This is a genomic window from Stappia indica, from assembly GCF_020177335.1.
GTDB classification, from domain to species: domain Bacteria; phylum Pseudomonadota; class Alphaproteobacteria; order Rhizobiales; family Stappiaceae; genus Stappia; species Stappia indica_B.
Genome location: NZ_JAIVMG010000003.1, coordinates 328196 through 343361 on the forward strand (window position 1 = coordinate 328196; position 15166 = coordinate 343361).

A 15166-nucleotide genomic window follows, 5' to 3' on the forward strand; every position below is an offset into this window, starting at 1 on the left:
GGCGTGCCGGGGAATGGCTGAGCGGGAACGGCTTGATCAGCTTCTGGTCCACCGCGGCCTGATGGACAGCCGTGCCCGGGCACGGGATGCCATCCTCAGGGGCGCGGTGCGGGTCGATGGCCTGGCGGTGACCAAGCCGGGCCAGCGGGTGGCGCTGGACGTGCCGCTTTCGCTGGACGATCCGGCGGCCGGCTATGTCTCCCGCGCGGCGCTGAAGCTGAAGGCCGGGCTGGCGCAATTCGCGCTTTCGCCGAAGGGGCGGATCGCGCTCGACCTTGGCGCCTCCACCGGCGGGTTTACCCAGGTGCTGCTGGAAGAGGGCGCCCGGCGGGTGCATGCCATCGATGTCGGCCATGACCAGCTGCATCCGCGTATCGCCGCCGATCCCCTGGTGCGCCGCCGGGATGGCGTCAATGCCCGCGCCCTGACCGGCGACGACCTTGATGGCGATGTGCCGGAGTTCCTCGTCTCCGACATGAGTTTCATTTCCCTGCGGCTGGCCCTGCCGCCGGCGCTGGCGCTGGCCGGGCCCGGGGCAGAGGGTGTGTTTCTCGTCAAGCCGCAGTTCGAGGCGGGGCGCGAGGCCATCGGCAAGAAGGGGCTGGTCGCTCCGGATGTCGCCGAGACGGTGGCCGAAGAACTGGCCAGATGGTTCGCGAGCCAGCCCGGCTGGCGGGTGCTCGGTCTGCATCCCTCACCGATCTGTGGTGGGGATGGCAACCGGGAATGGCTGCTTGGCGGTGCAAAGGACGGGTGAGCGGCGGCTTTTCCTTGTGCTGACGCGCTGTGCGCGGTAACGCGCATCCATGAGCACCGATCTGACGACCACCATCACCGCCCTTGCGCACAAGGGCGAGGGCCGCACCGACACCCCGGACGGCCCTGTCCATGTTCCCTACACCCTGCCGGGCGAGGAGGTCCGGATCTCCGTCGAGGGATCCCGCGCCCGCCTGAGTGAGGTCCTGACGCCGGCGCCGGAGCGGGTCGAGCCCGTCTGCCGCCATTTCGGCAGTTGCGGCGGCTGTGCCCTGCAGCACATGGCGCATCAACCCTATCTGGACTGGAAGCGGGAGCTGGTGGTCTCGGCGCTGGCCGCGCGCGGGCTGACGCCGGAGGTGGAGCCGACCGTGGATGCGGCCGGACGCGGACGGCGCCGGGCGGTGCTGGCGGCGACCGGCGCCGGTGGCCGGGTTCTGCTTGGCTATCATCAGCGGGCAAGCCATCGGCTGGTCGCCATTCGCGAATGTCCGGTCTTGGTGCCGGAAATCGTTGCGGCGTTGGCCGATCTCAGCGCGGTGGCAAAACCTGTTCTGCCGCGCAAAGGGGAAGTCACCCTGTCGGTGCTGGCCACCAGCACCGGGCTCGATGTGGCGCTGACCTCACCGGTGCGGGTGACCCGGCAGATGGTGCCGGAACTGGTGGAAACCGCCATGGCCGCCGGCTTCGCCCGCCTGTCGCTCAATGGCGATGTGCTGGTGGAGGCGCGGGCACCATTGCTCGACATCGGCGGCGCTCCGTTGGTGCCGCCGCCGGGCGGCTTCGTTCAGGCAACGGCGGAAGGCGAGGCGGCCCTGGCCGAGCGCGTCGTCGTCGGGGTCGGCAAGGCGCGCAAGGTCGCCGATCTCTTTGCAGGATCAGGCACCTTTGCCCTGCGACTGGCGCGCAAGGCCACCGTGCACGCGGTCGAGGGAGAGGCGGCGGCGCTGGCCGCGCTCGATCGGGCGGCGCGGGGCGCCTCCGGCTTGCGGCCCGTGCGCATCGAACGGCGGGATCTTTTCCGCAACCCCCTGACGGCTCTTGAGATTGACGATTTCGGCGAGGGCGTCGAAGCGGTGGTGTTCGATCCGCCCCGCGCAGGCGCCGAGGCGCAGGCCCGGGAGCTTGCCCGGTCGAAGGTGCCGACGGTGGTTGCGGTCTCGTGCAATCCCGGCACTCTTGCGCGGGATCTGCGCCATCTGGTCGATGGCGGCTACCGGATCGCGAGCGTGCTGCCGGTGGACCAGTTCCGCTACTCGCCCCATATTGAGGTGGTCGTGGTGTTGCACCGCGACGGCTAAGCCGCTGGCCGCCTCTCGCGCTCCGGCGGAGAGGGGAGAGCGCCATGGCGAGGGTGCCGCTTCAAACCTGGATGCGCCGTGCCGGCTATGCGGCGCGGCAGGGGGCTCGTGTCGGCTGGTTCACCGTTCAGGGCGAACTGGCGCAGGCCATCACCCGGCGGGTCACCGCTTCGGCGGGGGCGGGAAAGCCGCGCCCCTCGGCTGGCGACAGGCCGGCGGCGCCACGCCGCGCGAAAGCGCCGCTGCCGGATCGGGCGGAGTTGTTCGGCCAGATCGGTGCCCTGTTCCGCCGCGATCTCGCCAATGTGGAAGCCGGGCATTATCCGCTGCCGCGCGGCGAGTTCGGCAGCCCGCTGGCGTTCCTCGACCTGAGCCGCCGGTTCCTGGCCGACGTTCCGGCCGTCGCCCACCGGCGTGTCTCCGGCCGCCACCAGGAGGTGTTCGAGGCGACACGGGAGACCGGCACGGGACTGCCGCGCTACTACCGCCAGAATTTCCATTTCCAGACAGACGGATGGCTGTCGCGCGACAGCGCCCGGCTTTATGATTTTCAGGTGGAGGTCCTGTTCAAGGGGGCGAGCGCGGCCATGCGCCGTCAGGCGCTGGTGCCCTTGTCAAAGCTCTTGCGCCGGGTCGATCAGCGCCAGGTCACCTATGCGGATATTGCCTGCGGCACTGGCGGGTTGCTGGCGCCGGCGCTCGCGGCTTTTCCCCGTCTTGCCGGCATCGGGGTGGATCTGTCCGAACCCTATCTCTTGCATGCCCGCGAAGCGTTGGACAGCCGGCGAGCTGCGCGCGCGCGTTTTGTGGCCGCCAATGCGGAGGCTTTGCCCTTTGCAGCAGAAAGCCTCGATGTGGTGAGTTGCGTCTATCTGTTCCACGAGCTGCCGCCGAAGGTGCGGGCGATTGTGGCGGTCGAACTGGCGCGGGTGCTGAAGCCCGGCGGGACGCTGATCTTCGCCGACAGTCTGCAGAGCGGCGACCGGCCGGAAAACGACGGGTTGCTCACTCTGTTTCCGGCACTGTTTCACGAGCCGTACTTCGACAGCTACCTGGAAGAGGATCTGGACGGGCTGTTCGCGGCGGGCGGCCTTACGCGGGTGGAGCTGTCCACCGCCTTCCTGACCCGCATCGCGGTGTATGAAAAACGCGGGTCCGCTTGACCGGGGGGAGGTGGCTCAGTCGACGTCGAGCGGGGTGGTTCCGGCGGCCGCGCCCTCTTCCGAAAGCTGGATCTTCTCCACCTTCGCCTCGGCGGATTTCAGCAGCCGGTCGCAATGACGCCGCAGCGCCTCGCCGCGCGAATAGAGCTTGATGCTTTCCTCCAGCGGGACGTCGCCCCGCTCCAGCCGTCCGACGATCTCTTCAAGTTCCTTCAGCGCGGTCTCGAAGGAGAGATCGCCGATGGCCGGTTCGCTGCTGTCATGGGTCAAGGCGTCGGATTCCCTGCGCGAGGATGAGAGATACGTGCCGCAAACCTATAAGCCTTGCTCGCCGGCAGCAAGCATCCCCCGCCAACGGCCGCCGCCTCTTGTGGACAGCGGCCGGTATCCGGGGTGGGCCTGGCGGCCTGCGTCAGGACTTCATCAGGATCATGAGATGGGCCGCCACGGAACGGGCCAGCCCCTCAAGGTCGTAGCCGCCCTCCAGCAGGGAGACCACCCGGCCGCCGCAATGCCGGTCGGCGAGGTCCATCAGCTTTGATGTGGCCCAGGCGAAATCCGCCTCCACCAGGCGCAACCCGCCGAGTGGGTCGCGCACATGGGCATCGAAGCCGGCGGAAATCAGCACCAGGTCGGGAGAGAACGCCTCCAGCCGGGGCAGGATGGCGATGTCCATCGCCTCGCGGAATTCCTCGCCGCCGTCGCCGGCGGCCAGCGGCGCGTTGACGATGGTGTCGGCCTCGCCCCGTTCGCTCGCCGCGCCGGAGCCGGGATAAAGCGGCATCTGGTGCGTGGAGCAGTACATCACCGTCGGGTCGTTCCAGAAGATATCCTGGGTGCCGTTGCCGTGGTGCACGTCGAAATCGATGATGGCGACCCGCTCCGCGCCATGTTTGGCCTGGGCGTAGCGGGCGGCAACGGCCGCGTTGTTGAACAGGCAGAAGCCCATCGCCCGGTCTTTTTCCGCGTGATGGCCGGGAGGGCGGCTGGCGCAGAAGGCATTGGACACCTTGCGCTCCATCACCTCGTCCACCGCGCGGCAGGCGCCGCCGACGCCGCGCATGGCCGCCTCCCAGGTACCCGGCGACATGGTGGTGTCGGCGTCGATCCGGATGAGCCCTTCGGTGGGCGCGCTGTTATGCACCATGTCGATGTAGGACATGGGATGTGCCCGGACGATATCGGCAACGGTTCCCATCGGGGCGATGTCCCGTTCAAGCGACTGGAAGCGCTCGTGTTCGAGAATGCGGTCGATGGCACGGATGCGGTCGGGACGTTCGGGATGTCCAACAGGCGTCAGATGATCGAGATAGGAGGAATGGTGCAGGTAGAGGGTTGCCAAGAGCGTTTCCTTGAAAATTGCGTTTTCTGATTATTTCTCCGCATCTGATCGCCGCCGCCGGTGGCTGTCAATGCGTCAGGTCAAAACCGAAGCACATCCCCGCCCCGGACCAGGCAAACACAGGTCGCATCCGCTCGCCGGTCTGCACGCGGAGAAGGTTCGAGCGATCGGAAAACAGGCCTGTTCGCCGAAATACGGCTGATGCGGACGGCGGACCAAAGAAAGCCGGGGCGACATTTTCATGCCGACCCCGGGGGAAGGTGCGGGCAAAATGGCCCGTTGGGGAGGTTCGGTGCATCTCCTGAAATTTCAATGTTCATATTATTTGATTCTTGCGTTTTCGCGAAGCCTTGCGAAGCATTTATTCAAAAAATTGCGAATATCGGCATTTTTATATCGTGAATTATGACAAGGGGTGGAGCGAAAACTGTCGCAGGGGTTGCGACTGCTTTGCCAGTTCCCGCCGCCGCGAGGATGGCCCCGTGGGTGCGGGCCGCGGCAAGAGGTATCTCTACGGCAGGCAGGGTGCTGCCAGTCGTTCGGCCAGTCGTTCGGGCGGTTGTCCGATCAGTCTCGCGGCGCGGCGGCGCGGCGCAGGCGGTCGTTGATCGCCTCGCCAAGTCCCGTCTCGGGGATCGGCATGGCGGCGATGCCGGACGCGCCGACGTTGTCGAGCCTGCGCAGGGCGGAAAACAGGCGGGTCGCGGCCTCGACCATGTCGCCGTGCGGGCTGAGGTTTTCCACCGCCGCAGCCTGCTCTGCGCCTTCGGGGAGGGGGGCGCCGAAGGCAAGCAGCGCCTCGCCGGGCCGAACATCCGCCGCGTTGAGCCGTAGCGGCGCGGAGGGGGCATAGTGCGAGGTCAGCATCCCGGGGGCCTGCGGGGCGGTGGTGTTCTCGCCGCCCGGGGCATACAGCGGGGCGCCCAGCACCGCTTCGATATCTTCCCGGGCAATCCCGCCGGGCCGCAGCAGCCGGGCCTTGTCGTCAACCAGCGCAACGATGGTGGATTCCACCCCGACCGGCGTTGCGCCGCCGTCGATCACAAGCGCCAGCGAGGCTCCCAGATCCTCGGCGGCGGCCTCGGCGGTGGTCGCGCTGATCCTGCCGGACCGATTGGCGCTCGGCGCGGCGAGCGGACGGCCGCAGCCCTGCGCCAGATCGCGCATGATCGCCGCGGACGGAACCCGAAGCGCGATGGTGTCGAGCCCGGCGGTGGCCAGATCGCAGACCGGGCTGTCTTTCCGCTTCGGCACCACCAGCGTCAGCGCGCCGGGCCAGAACGCTTCCGCCAGAGCGCGGGCGCGCTCGTCAAACCTGCCGTGTTTCTCGGCGGCGGCCAGCGATTCGACATGACTGATCAGCGGGTTGAAGCGTGGCCGCCCCTTGGCGGTGAAGATCGCCGCGCAGGCGTCGTTGCTGGTGGCATCGGCGGCAAGCCCGTAGACGGTCTCCGTCGGCACTGCGACAAGATGCCCGTCCGACAGATCGCGCACTGCTGCGGTAAACTCCGGCGAGGCCATCCAGTTGCGGGTATTCGGGTCGATCGTCCAGCGTCGCATGCTATCCATCCAGAACGGCGTTTCATGCGGAGCGCGCCAGCGCGCCGCATTCGCCGGATGCTGTCGCAACGTCAGTGATTGACGTTTACGTCAACAGGCTTCATCTTCACACCGCGCCCTGTCGTCGGTTCGCGCCGCGCCGGGGCGTTCTGCGGCGACTTTCACATTCCGTCAAGTCGGACAGAGCAATCAGTTCAAGGAGACCTGCCTTATGTACCGTGCCCCCGTTTCGGAGATCGCGTTCACGCTGAAGGAGGTCGCCGGGCTTGCCGATGTCCAGGCCCATGCCGACCACACCGAAGTGTCCGACGATCTTGTCCTGGCGATTCTGGAGGAGGCAGGTCGGTTCGCGGCGGAGGAAATCGCGCCGCTGAACACCGTTGGCGATCGCCAGGGCACCCGGCTGGAAAACGGCGCGGTCACGACCGCACCGGGCTGGAAGGAAGCCTATCGCGCCTGGGCGGAAGGCGGGTGGAACTCTCTCACCGGACCTGAGGACTTTGGCGGCCAGGCGCTGCCGATGATGCTGCAGGCGGCGGCGCTGGAGATGTGGAACTCCGGATCGATGGCCTTTGCCATCGGGCCGACGCTGACGGCCGGTGCGGTCGAGGCGCTAGAAAAGCACGCCAGCGCCGATCTGCAGGAAACCTATCTGCCGAAGCTGGTGTCCGGCGAGTGGATGGGCACCATGAACCTGACCGAGCCGCAGGCCGGTTCCGATCTCAATGCCTTGCGGGCGCGGGCCGAGCGGGCCGAGGACGGCACCTACCGGATCTTCGGCCAGAAGATCTTCATCACCTATGGCGAGCATGACCTGACCGACAACATCATTCATCTGGTGTTGGCACGGCTTCCCGATGCACCCGCCGGCACCCGAGGCATCTCGCTGTTCCTGGTGCCGAAGTTCTTCGTCAATCCGGACGGCTCGCTGGGCGAGCGCAACGATGTGCGCTGCGCCGGCGTGGAGCACAAGCTGGGTATTCACGGCTCGCCCACCTGCACCATGGCGTTTGGCGATGGCGATGGCGCTGTCGGTTGGCTGATCGGCGAGGAAAATCGCGGTCTGGCCTGCATGTTCACGATGATGAACAACGCCCGGCTGGCCGTGGGTATTCAGGGTCTCGGGGTTGCCGAACGCGCCACCCAGCAGGCGCTCGCCTATGCGCTGGACCGGCGTCAGGGGCGTGCACCGGGCGCCGACGTGGCGGGCATGAGCGCCATTGCCGATCATCCGGATATCAAGCGCTCGCTGCTGTCGATGCAGGCCTGGACCCAGGTCGCCCGGGCGATCTGCTACGCCAACGCGCATGCCATCGACATGGCGCGGCTGGCCGGTGAGTCGGAGCGCCGGCACTGGAGCGAGCGCGCGGCCATGCTGACGCCGATCGCCAAGGCGCTCTCCACCGATATTGGCGTCGAAGTCGCCTCCATCGGCGTGCAGATCCATGGCGGCATGGGCTATGTGGAGGAAACCGGCGCGGCCCAGCATTTCCGCGACGCACGCATCGCACCGATCTACGAGGGCACCAACGGCATTCAGTCGATCGATCTGGTGCTGCGCAAACTGCCGCTGTCCGGTGGCGAACATCTGCAAGGGCTGCTCGATGAGCTGGCTGCGGTCGCCGCCGCCGCTCGGGACGATGGGCGGGAAGGCTTCGAGCCGATGGGCGTGGCGTTGCAGCGGGCGCTGGCCGATCTGCGCGGCGCCGCCGACTGGATGCTGACGGCGCAAGCGGAGGGGCGCCAGGCGGAAGCCCTTGCCGGGGCAACGCCCTTCCTGCGCCTGATGGGGCTGACGCTGGGCGCCGCGCTGCTCGCCAAGGGGGCGCTTGCCTCGGACGCCGGGGACAAGGCCGGTGCGCCCCGTATCGCGCTCGCCCGATATTTCGCGGCCAGCCATCTCGGCGAGACCGGTGCCTTGGCGGCGCAGATCGCCACTGCGCCGGACGTGGTGCTGGCCTATCAGGCCGAGGCATGAGGGCAGCGAGGACTGGAACGCGGAGGGGCGCATGATCGAGATCGAAACCGCTGGTGGGGTGCAGGTTCTGCGCCTCAACCGGCCAGCCAAGAAGAACGCCCTGACGGGGGAGATGTACACCGCCCTGTCCGAGGCGCTGGAGCGCGGCAACGACGATCCGGATATTCGTGCGCATCTTCTCTGCGGCGTTCCGGGCGCTTTCACCGCCGGCAACGATATCGCCGATTTCCTGCAATACGCGATGGGCGATGGCGGCATGGCGGATGCGCCGGTGGTGCGGTTCCTGCGTGCGCTGGCGCGCTGCGAAACGCCGCTGGTGGCGGCGGTCGATGGCCTGGCCATCGGCGTCGGCACCACGCTCCTGTTTCATTGCGACATGGTGTATGCGAGCCCGCGCGCCCTGTTCAAGACGCCATTCCTCGATCTGGGACTGGTGCCGGAGGCCGGCGCCAGCCTGCTCGCGCCGCAGCGGATGGGACACGCTCGCGCCTTTGAACTTTTGTGCCTGGGCGAGGGGTTCGATCCGGTGCGGGCCAAGGCCGCCGGTCTCGTCAATCACATCGTTGCGGAGGAAACCATCGAGCTGGAGGCGCTTCAGTGCGCCAAGGCGATCGCCGCCAAACCGGCGGAGGCGATGGCCCTGTCGCGCCGATTGCTGATCGGCGATCGGACCGTTCTGCATGCGCGGATGGAGGAGGAGATCGAGCTGTTCGCGCAGCGTCTGCGGTCGGAGGAAGCCAAAACCGCCTTCACCGCGTTCATGGCGAAGTCGCAAGCCAGGGACTGAGCGCGCAACGCAATCCGAAGATGATGGGGCCGGTCCGGCAACGGACCGGCCGGGGAAGGAAAAGGGAGGGCGGCATGTCGCTCAAGGGAAAGACGCTGTTCATCACCGGGGCCTCGCGGGGCATTGGCAAGGCGATTGCGCTGCGCGCCGCGCGCGATGGCGCCAATATCGCCATTGCAGCCAAGACGGCGGAGCCGCATCCGAAGCTGGAAGGAACGATCTTCACCGCGGCCGAGGAGATCGAGGCGGCCGGTGGCAAGGCTCTGCCGCTGATCGTCGATGTGCGCGAGGAGGCGCAGGTCAAGGAGGCCATCGACAAGGCGGCGGAAACCTTCGGCGGGCTCGACATTCTCGTCAACAATGCCAGCGCGATCCAGTTGACCCCGCTCGCGGCGACCGACATGAAGCGGTTCGATCTGATGCATCAGATCAACACCCGGGGCACTCTGGTCTGCTGCAAGCATGCGCTCGATCATCTCGCCCGTGCGGACAATCCGCATATCCTGATGCTGTCGCCGCCGCTCGACATGCAGGAAAAGTGGTTCGCCCCGTTCACCCCCTATGCCATTGCCAAATACGGCATGAGCCTGGCGGTGCTGGGACTGGCCGGGGAGTTGCGGCCCAAGGGGATCGGCGTCAACGCCCTGTGGCCGCGCACCACCATCGCCACGGCGGCGGTGCGCAACCTGATCGGCGGGGACGATATGGTGAGCAAGAGCCGCACGCCGGAGATTCTCGCCGATGCCGCCTATGAGATCTTCACCAGCCCGGCGAAATCCTTCAGTGGCAATTTCCTGATCGACGACACGTTCCTCACCGCGCGGGGCGTGACCGATTTCGACCGCTACCGCGTCGATCCTGCGCAGCCGCTGATGCCGGACTTCTTCGTGCCGGATGACAGCGAGCCTCCCGTCGGGCTTGGCCCGGCAAAAGGATAATGCACGGGCTCGGCCCGGCAAAGGTGTGATGCCCGGGCTTGGCCCGGCAAAGGGGTGATGTTCGGGCCTGCCTGGACGAGGCCGGTTGCCTTTGGAAGGGCATGAGAAGCGCGAAGGGTTGAGCTACCAGCCCTTCGCGCGCCAGAACAGCGCCCCGACGACGGCGGCGAGGCAGATTGCGAAGGCGATGGCCCGGGCGACGGGAAACCGCTCTTCGCGATGATGTCTGCGATGGCGTTGCCGCATCGAGGGATCGCCTTTCAGCTTAGTCGAACTCCGGCCCACGTGCGCGATAGGGCCGCAGTTCCTGCCATGCGCGCATCAGGGTTTCCAGCTCCTCATCCGGCTCGTCCGGCAAGGTGATGCGCAGGGTGATCAGGAGGTCGCCGCGCCCGCCCTGTTTGTTGGGCAGGCCCTTGCCCTTCAGCCGCATGGTTTTGCCGCTGTTGGCGTTCGGGGCGATGGTCAGGTTGATGGCGCCATCCAGCGTGGGAACGCGCACCTTCCCGCCAAGCACCGCTTCGTAGAGCGTCAGCGGCAGGTCGAGCCTGAGATCGTCGTCGCTCGGCGTGAACAGCGCATGGCGGGCCACTCGAATTTCGACGATGGCATCGCCGGTCGCCCCGCCATAATCGCCCGGGTGTCCCTGGCCGCGCAGGCGGATCTTCTCGCCATCGACCGTGCCGGCCGGCACGGAGACGTCCAGCGTCTTGCCGCTGGGCAGGGTCACCCGCGCCTTGCCGTCATGAACGAGCTGTTCGAGGGTGACGCGGGCGATGACATGAGCATCGGCGCCCCGTTTCGGCACGGGTCCTCGCGCGCCAGCACCAGCGCCAGCGCCAGGACCCCGGCCCCCGGCCGTGCGGGCTCGTCCGCCGAACCCGCCGAGAATATCGTTCAGGATATCATCGAAGCCACCGCCGCCGGGTGCGCCCTGGCGAAAGCCGCCGCGCGGGCCGCCGGCGTTGCGGAACAGATCGCTGTCGGCAAACCCGTCGAAGCCATGGGCCTGGAAGCGCGGCTTGCCCTCGGCGTCGATCTCGCCGCGATCGAACTGGCCCCGCTTCTCCTTGTCGCCAAGGATTTCATAGGCCTGGTTTGCCTCCGCAAAGCGCTCTTGCGCCTTGGGGTCTCCGGCATTCTGGTCCGGATGATAGGCTTTTGCGAGTTTACGAAAGGCTCGCTTGATGTCCGCCTCGCTCGCCGATTTATCGACGCCGAGAACGCTGTAGGGATCACGCATCGCTCCGACCGCGTTTGCTTGGGGGTCTTAAGGGTATACACCTGCCAGGTGCTTGAGAGCCATATGGGAATTTTTAGGAATAAAATCCAGATCTCCCGCCCGGGGATTTCGCGGCAGATACCGCTCGCGCGAAGCTCAGGCGTCGCTGTCCGGCGCCGGGGACGTCTTCAGTTCGATCACCGCCCAGTCCTGCATGGCATCGCGGCAGGCAACGCCGTGATAGGCGCGCACGCCGCCAATGGTGTTGGCCGTTGTTTCGAAGCGGGAACAGCCGGTTCCGCCGGTGACCTTGTCCTGCACCAGGGACAGGATCGTGCCGGAATTTCCGGTGATCGGATTGTTCCACGAGAGCGGCGGCGCGGTACGCTCGCCGTCGCTGGCCTCGGCGATGGTCCGGGCGATGATCACCCGGTCTTCCTGGCCGATATCGACATCCGCGGCATTTTGCTGGGCGTCGATGGAGCCTGTCAGGTCGAGCGGGACTTCGACATCGGCGCTGCCGACCGGCATGGAAACGCCGCTGCACGCGCTGGTAAGCAGGGCGCAGGAGATCAGCAGTGCAAGCTGTGGCTGGCGCAACCGGTCAAAAACGGTATATGTCGCTTGCTTGCACTGCATCGGGCAACCGTCCCATACCTGAACTTCGGTGACCTGCCGCCCGGCTCGATTCGCACCGCTTCTGTGAACGGAGACACCATGACGACGTCGAAACAGGATCAAACAGAAGCCTTAACAAAAGGTGACTTCGTTGAGGCAACGGAACCGTTTCAGCTTGTGTCTGAATGGTTTGCCGATGCGCAAGCCTCGGAACCGAACGATCCGAACGCAGGCGCCCTGGCGACGGTCGATCCCGATGGTCTGCCGAATGTGCGCATGGTGCTGGTGCGCGGCCTCGATGCGGGCGAGTTCGTCTTCTACACGAATTACGAAAGCGCCAAGGGGCGCGAGCTCTTGTCCGCCGGTAAGGCCGCCCTGGTCTTCCACTGGAAGTCGCTGCGCCGGCAGGTCCGGGTGCGCGGGCTGGTGGCGCCGGTCCCGGCGGAAGAGGCCGATGCCTATTACCAGTCGCGTCCGCGCGGCAGCCGCATCGGCGCTTGGGCCTCGCAGCAGTCGCGGCCACTGGAAAGCCGCTTTGCCCTTGAGAAGGAGGTGGCCCGCTTCACCGCCAGGTTCGGCATCGGCGAGATTCCCCGTCCCGAGCACTGGTCCGGGTTCCGGCTGACGCCGCTTGAAATCGAGTGCTGGCATGACCGGCCTTTCCGGCTGCATGACCGGGTGGTCTTTCGCCGCGAGGATGCCGCTGCACCCTGGCGCAAGCAGCGTCTTTACCCATGAGTGCGACAGGCGCGGGCGCGGACACGGAAGGCATGGCGAGCAGTGCCGCCATTCCGGAACTGACCACGGCGCGCCTGCGCCTGCGGGCGCACCGGATCGAGGATTTCGAGGAATGCGCGGCGCTCTGGGCCGATCTGGCCGTGGTGCGCCACATCACCGGCGCGCCGTCGACCCGGGAGCAGTCCTGGAACCGGCTGCTGCGCTACGCCGGTCACTGGGCGCATCTGGGCTTTGGCTATTGGGCGATCGAGGAGCGGGCGACGGGCCTTTACGTCGGTGAGGCGGGGTTTGCCGATTACCACCGCGATATCGTTCCCTCGCTGGAGGGCTGTGCCGAGATGGGCTGGCTGATCGCGCCGCGCTGGCAGGGGCGAGGCCTTGCCACCGAAGCGGTCAGCGCCATGCTCGACTGGGGCGACCAGAACCTGCCGCGTGACACCATCGCCTGCATGATTGCGCCGGACAACACGCCATCGGTCCGGGTGGCCGGGCGGGTCGGCTTCATGCCCTGGACTGTGAGCCGCTATCTGGACGAGACGGTCCAGCTGTACCGCAGGCCGCGTTTGCAGCCTGATGGGCTGCCCCCTAAAGCAGCTTCTTCCAGCGGAAATACAGAAACGTCAGCAGCACCGAGCCCAGCATGACGCCGAGCGAGAACGGGTAGCCGTAAAGCCACGACAGCTCCGGCATCTGGGTGAAGTTCATGCCGTAGATCGAGGCGATCAGGGTGGGCGGCATGAAGACCACGGCGAGAACGGAGAAGATCTTGATGATCTGGTTCTGTTCGAGATTGACCAGGCCGACGGTGGCATCCAGCAGGAAGTTCAGTTTGGCATCGAGGGCGCTTGCGTGCTCGCGGACCGAACGGATGTCGCGGCCGAGCGCCTTGCAGATCGCCTTTTGCTGACTGGTAAGCTGCACGAGCCGGGCATGGGTGGTCAGGTAGATGAACAGCCGCTCCAGGGTCGCGCAAGCATCGTGCATGCGCGCCACGGTCAGGCCGATGCGGCCGATCTTCTGGATCGTGCCCTGATATTCGCTGCTCTTGCGGCTGTCGAGCCCGCCGCCGAACACCAGGTTCGAGACCTTGTCGAACTGCGCCGATGCCTCCTCGATCACGTCGGCGGCCCGATCCGCGACCGCGTCCAGAAGCACCAGCAGGGCATCGGCGCCGCTGCGCGCGTTGGCGTTTTCCCCCTGTAGCCGCCGGGCGGCGATGGCGATCGACGATGGCTCGCCGTGACGAATACTGACGAACCGCTCCTTGGTGACAACGAAGGTCATGGAGGAGGCGGTCGGATCGGGATCGCGCGAGACCATCGGCATCAAGGCGGTCATCACCAGCGCGTTGCCTTCCTGATAGAGCCGCTCGGAGGTTTCAATCGCCGCCATCTCGTCGCGGGTCGGCAGATCGACACCGATCCAGCTGGAAACGGCGGCCCGCTCTTCGGCGGTCGGCGCCGCCAGATCCACCCAGATTGCGTCTGGCGGCAGCTGATCGTCCGCGCCGAGAGATGTCTGGACGAGCCGGGTCGGCCTGCGGCAATAAGCTGTGATCATATGCAAGAACCTCCTGATGCTCGCCTACAATGCTTTTGCGACGATCATCTTACAGAACCGCCCGTCCGGCACCCTGAAAGGCGCCGGCGCGAAATGCGCGAGGGAGACGGAAAGGTATGGCCGGTATGCGAATGCCGCCGCAGCCCCTGAACTGCGCATGGGGCAGGGCGATGGGCCCGATTGGGTCGCGCGCCCGCAGAGGTCGGCGCTGGAATGTTGTTTGTCGGGAATAACTGGAGAGGCGCCGCCTACACGGGCCGTTTGCACCGGGAGCGGCGCTGGCTTGCCCCGGGTGCGAAAACCGAGCCGTTCTGAAGCAAGCGGGAAGCCGCGCCGGTGACGGTGCGGCTTCCGGGGCAGCCTATTTGGGGCGGCGCGTTGCGGGCTTGCCGACGCCCTTCTTGCAAAGGGCTGCGGCGGTCACGGCGTTGATGCCCACCGGCTTGTAAAGCTTGTCGAGGTCGGGGCGGGGGGGGGCTTGGGTGGCTTTGTCTGACTTCGCGCTCATGATCACGGTCCAGAAGCAAGGGGCGGTGAGCCGTGGACTCATTTCCTTCGGCTCGTGCACAGTTCGAATGCAATTTGGTCGAAACTAAGGATGGCGCCAACAAATGTCAGAAGGCCAGTCACATTCCTTATCGCCTTGTAACTTTTTGCGAGACTACATTGCCAGCTAGGCTCTTAGAGGCAGGTAGTTTTCCGCCACACGGGCGGCGCGCTGGAACTGAAATCCCGGTCGGCAAGGCGCTGGAGGAGGTTCTCCATCGGCGAGCAACGTCGCGGTGAGCGAATCGGATGGCCTCGTTGGAAGGCGCCGACATGCGGGAAGGGCGCGCCGCCGGCAGGTCTCCGGTTTCCCTCTCCTTCAGTGAGGGTGCTGCGGCAAGCCTTGCTCGAAATTCGAGCGCGCGCTAGGCGCAAAGAGGCAAGTTTCTTCAGTGGGTTATTTGAATATAGATGTAGACTTTTAAGCTGGCTTTGGCGCTGTCGGTGTCGCTACGAACCTTGGGAGCCTTGCCGAAATTTGGGTGGAGGCAGGCGGGGCGGACCGACGGTCGAGGCATCCGACGGGGCAGTCTTGGAAGTATCCGAAGGAGCCTGGGCAGACCAGAGCGGTATAGATACGCTACCCGCCGACCGTTGCGACAAGGCGGGTCGGGGGTAGACAAATCGGACAAGCGGAACGCACGGGCCGCCATGCGG

General features: G+C 66.4%; 16 protein-coding genes. 8 read left to right on the forward strand and 8 right to left on the reverse strand.

Annotated elements, in window-relative coordinates:
• Nucleotides 1-13 precede the first annotated feature (13 nt).
• The 3 genes from LC062_RS05890 to LC062_RS05900 are packed head-to-tail and all read left to right on the forward strand — an operon-like array spanning nucleotide 14 to nucleotide 3220.
• On the forward strand, nucleotides 14-757 hold the full coding sequence (locus tag LC062_RS05890) for a TlyA family RNA methyltransferase (protein WP_224910100.1): 744 nt from the start codon (nucleotides 14-16) through the stop codon (nucleotides 755-757).
• Nucleotides 758-806: 49 nt separating this feature from the next.
• Nucleotides 807-2057 (forward strand): class I SAM-dependent RNA methyltransferase, encoded by a 1251-nt coding sequence (locus LC062_RS05895; protein ID WP_224910101.1) that lies wholly within the window; start codon nucleotides 807-809, stop codon nucleotides 2055-2057.
• Between the two features lie 44 nt (nucleotides 2058-2101).
• Nucleotides 2102-3220 (forward strand): class I SAM-dependent methyltransferase, encoded by a 1119-nt coding sequence (locus LC062_RS05900; RefSeq protein WP_224910102.1) that lies wholly within the window; start codon nucleotides 2102-2104, stop codon nucleotides 3218-3220.
• A 15-nt stretch (nucleotides 3221-3235) separates the two neighbouring features.
• Here the strand turns inward: LC062_RS05900 and LC062_RS05905 are convergent, their stop codons facing one another.
• The 3 genes from LC062_RS05905 to LC062_RS05915 form a co-directional block, all read right to left on the reverse strand.
• Entirely contained in the window at nucleotides 3236-3490 is a 255-nt protein-coding gene (locus tag LC062_RS05905; protein WP_224910103.1) for an exodeoxyribonuclease VII small subunit, read from the reverse strand.
• Nucleotides 3491-3632: 142 nt separating this feature from the next.
• Nucleotides 3633-4562: a histone deacetylase family protein gene (locus LC062_RS05910; protein ID WP_224910104.1), complete on the reverse strand. Its 930-nt coding sequence runs from the start codon at nucleotides 4560-4562 to the stop codon at nucleotides 3633-3635.
• A gap of 567 nt (nucleotides 4563-5129) precedes the next feature.
• Nucleotides 5130-6122, reverse strand: coding sequence for an L-threonylcarbamoyladenylate synthase (locus LC062_RS05915; RefSeq protein ID WP_224910105.1), 993 nt, complete (start codon nucleotides 6120-6122; stop codon nucleotides 5130-5132).
• A gap of 211 nt (nucleotides 6123-6333) precedes the next feature.
• Between LC062_RS05915 and LC062_RS05920 the strand changes: the two genes are divergently transcribed.
• The 3 genes from LC062_RS05920 (at nucleotide 6334) to LC062_RS05930 (ending at nucleotide 9825) form a co-directional block, all read left to right on the forward strand.
• Nucleotides 6334-8100, forward strand: coding sequence for an acyl-CoA dehydrogenase (locus LC062_RS05920; RefSeq protein WP_224910106.1), 1767 nt, complete (start codon nucleotides 6334-6336; stop codon nucleotides 8098-8100).
• Nucleotides 8101-8131: 31 nt separating this feature from the next.
• Nucleotides 8132-8887, forward strand: a complete 756-nt coding sequence (locus LC062_RS05925; protein ID WP_224910107.1) for a crotonase/enoyl-CoA hydratase family protein — start codon at nucleotides 8132-8134, stop codon at nucleotides 8885-8887.
• 74 nt (nucleotides 8888-8961) lie between these two features.
• Nucleotides 8962-9825 (forward strand): SDR family oxidoreductase, encoded by an 864-nt coding sequence (locus LC062_RS05930; RefSeq protein WP_224910108.1) that lies wholly within the window; start codon nucleotides 8962-8964, stop codon nucleotides 9823-9825.
• A 123-nt stretch (nucleotides 9826-9948) separates the two neighbouring features.
• Here the strand turns inward: LC062_RS05930 and LC062_RS21330 are convergent, their stop codons facing one another.
• The 3 genes from LC062_RS21330 to LC062_RS05940 all read right to left on the reverse strand — a co-directional run bounded on the left by LC062_RS21330 (nucleotide 9949) and on the right by LC062_RS05940 (nucleotide 11686).
• Entirely contained in the window at nucleotides 9949-10071 is a 123-nt protein-coding gene (locus tag LC062_RS21330; protein WP_263625477.1) for a hypothetical protein, read from the reverse strand.
• A gap of 19 nt (nucleotides 10072-10090) precedes the next feature.
• Nucleotides 10091-11068, reverse strand: coding sequence for a DnaJ C-terminal domain-containing protein (locus LC062_RS05935; protein WP_224910109.1), 978 nt, complete (start codon nucleotides 11066-11068; stop codon nucleotides 10091-10093).
• Nucleotides 11069-11203: 135 nt separating this feature from the next.
• Nucleotides 11204-11686, reverse strand: a complete 483-nt coding sequence (locus tag LC062_RS05940) for an RT0821/Lpp0805 family surface protein (RefSeq protein ID WP_224910110.1) — start codon at nucleotides 11684-11686, stop codon at nucleotides 11204-11206.
• Between the two features lie 78 nt (nucleotides 11687-11764).
• Here LC062_RS05940 and pdxH point away from each other — a divergent pair, with 78 nt between their 5' ends.
• Both pdxH and LC062_RS05950 read left to right on the forward strand, forming a co-directional pair.
• Nucleotides 11765-12403: a pyridoxamine 5'-phosphate oxidase gene (pdxH, locus tag LC062_RS05945; RefSeq protein ID WP_224910111.1), complete on the forward strand. Its 639-nt coding sequence runs from the start codon at nucleotides 11765-11767 to the stop codon at nucleotides 12401-12403.
• 32 nt (nucleotides 12404-12435) lie between these two features.
• Nucleotides 12436-13047 carry a GNAT family N-acetyltransferase gene (locus tag LC062_RS05950; RefSeq protein ID WP_224910112.1) on the forward strand — a complete coding sequence of 204 codons (612 nt, stop codon included), beginning with the start codon at nucleotides 12436-12438 and terminating at the stop codon, nucleotides 13045-13047.
• Here the strand turns inward: LC062_RS05950 and LC062_RS05955 are convergent.
• Both LC062_RS05955 and LC062_RS05960 read right to left on the reverse strand, forming a co-directional pair.
• Nucleotides 12989-13963, reverse strand: coding sequence for a magnesium transporter CorA family protein (locus LC062_RS05955; RefSeq protein ID WP_224910113.1), 975 nt, complete (start codon nucleotides 13961-13963; stop codon nucleotides 12989-12991). The genes LC062_RS05950 and LC062_RS05955 overlap by 59 nt on opposite strands.
• A 361-nt stretch (nucleotides 13964-14324) precedes the next feature.
• The gene (locus LC062_RS05960) at nucleotides 14325-14471 is read right to left on the reverse strand and encodes a hypothetical protein (protein WP_224910114.1); all 147 of its coding nucleotides are present in this window, start codon (nucleotides 14469-14471) and stop codon (nucleotides 14325-14327) included.
• Between the last annotated feature and the right edge of the window lie 695 nt (nucleotides 14472-15166).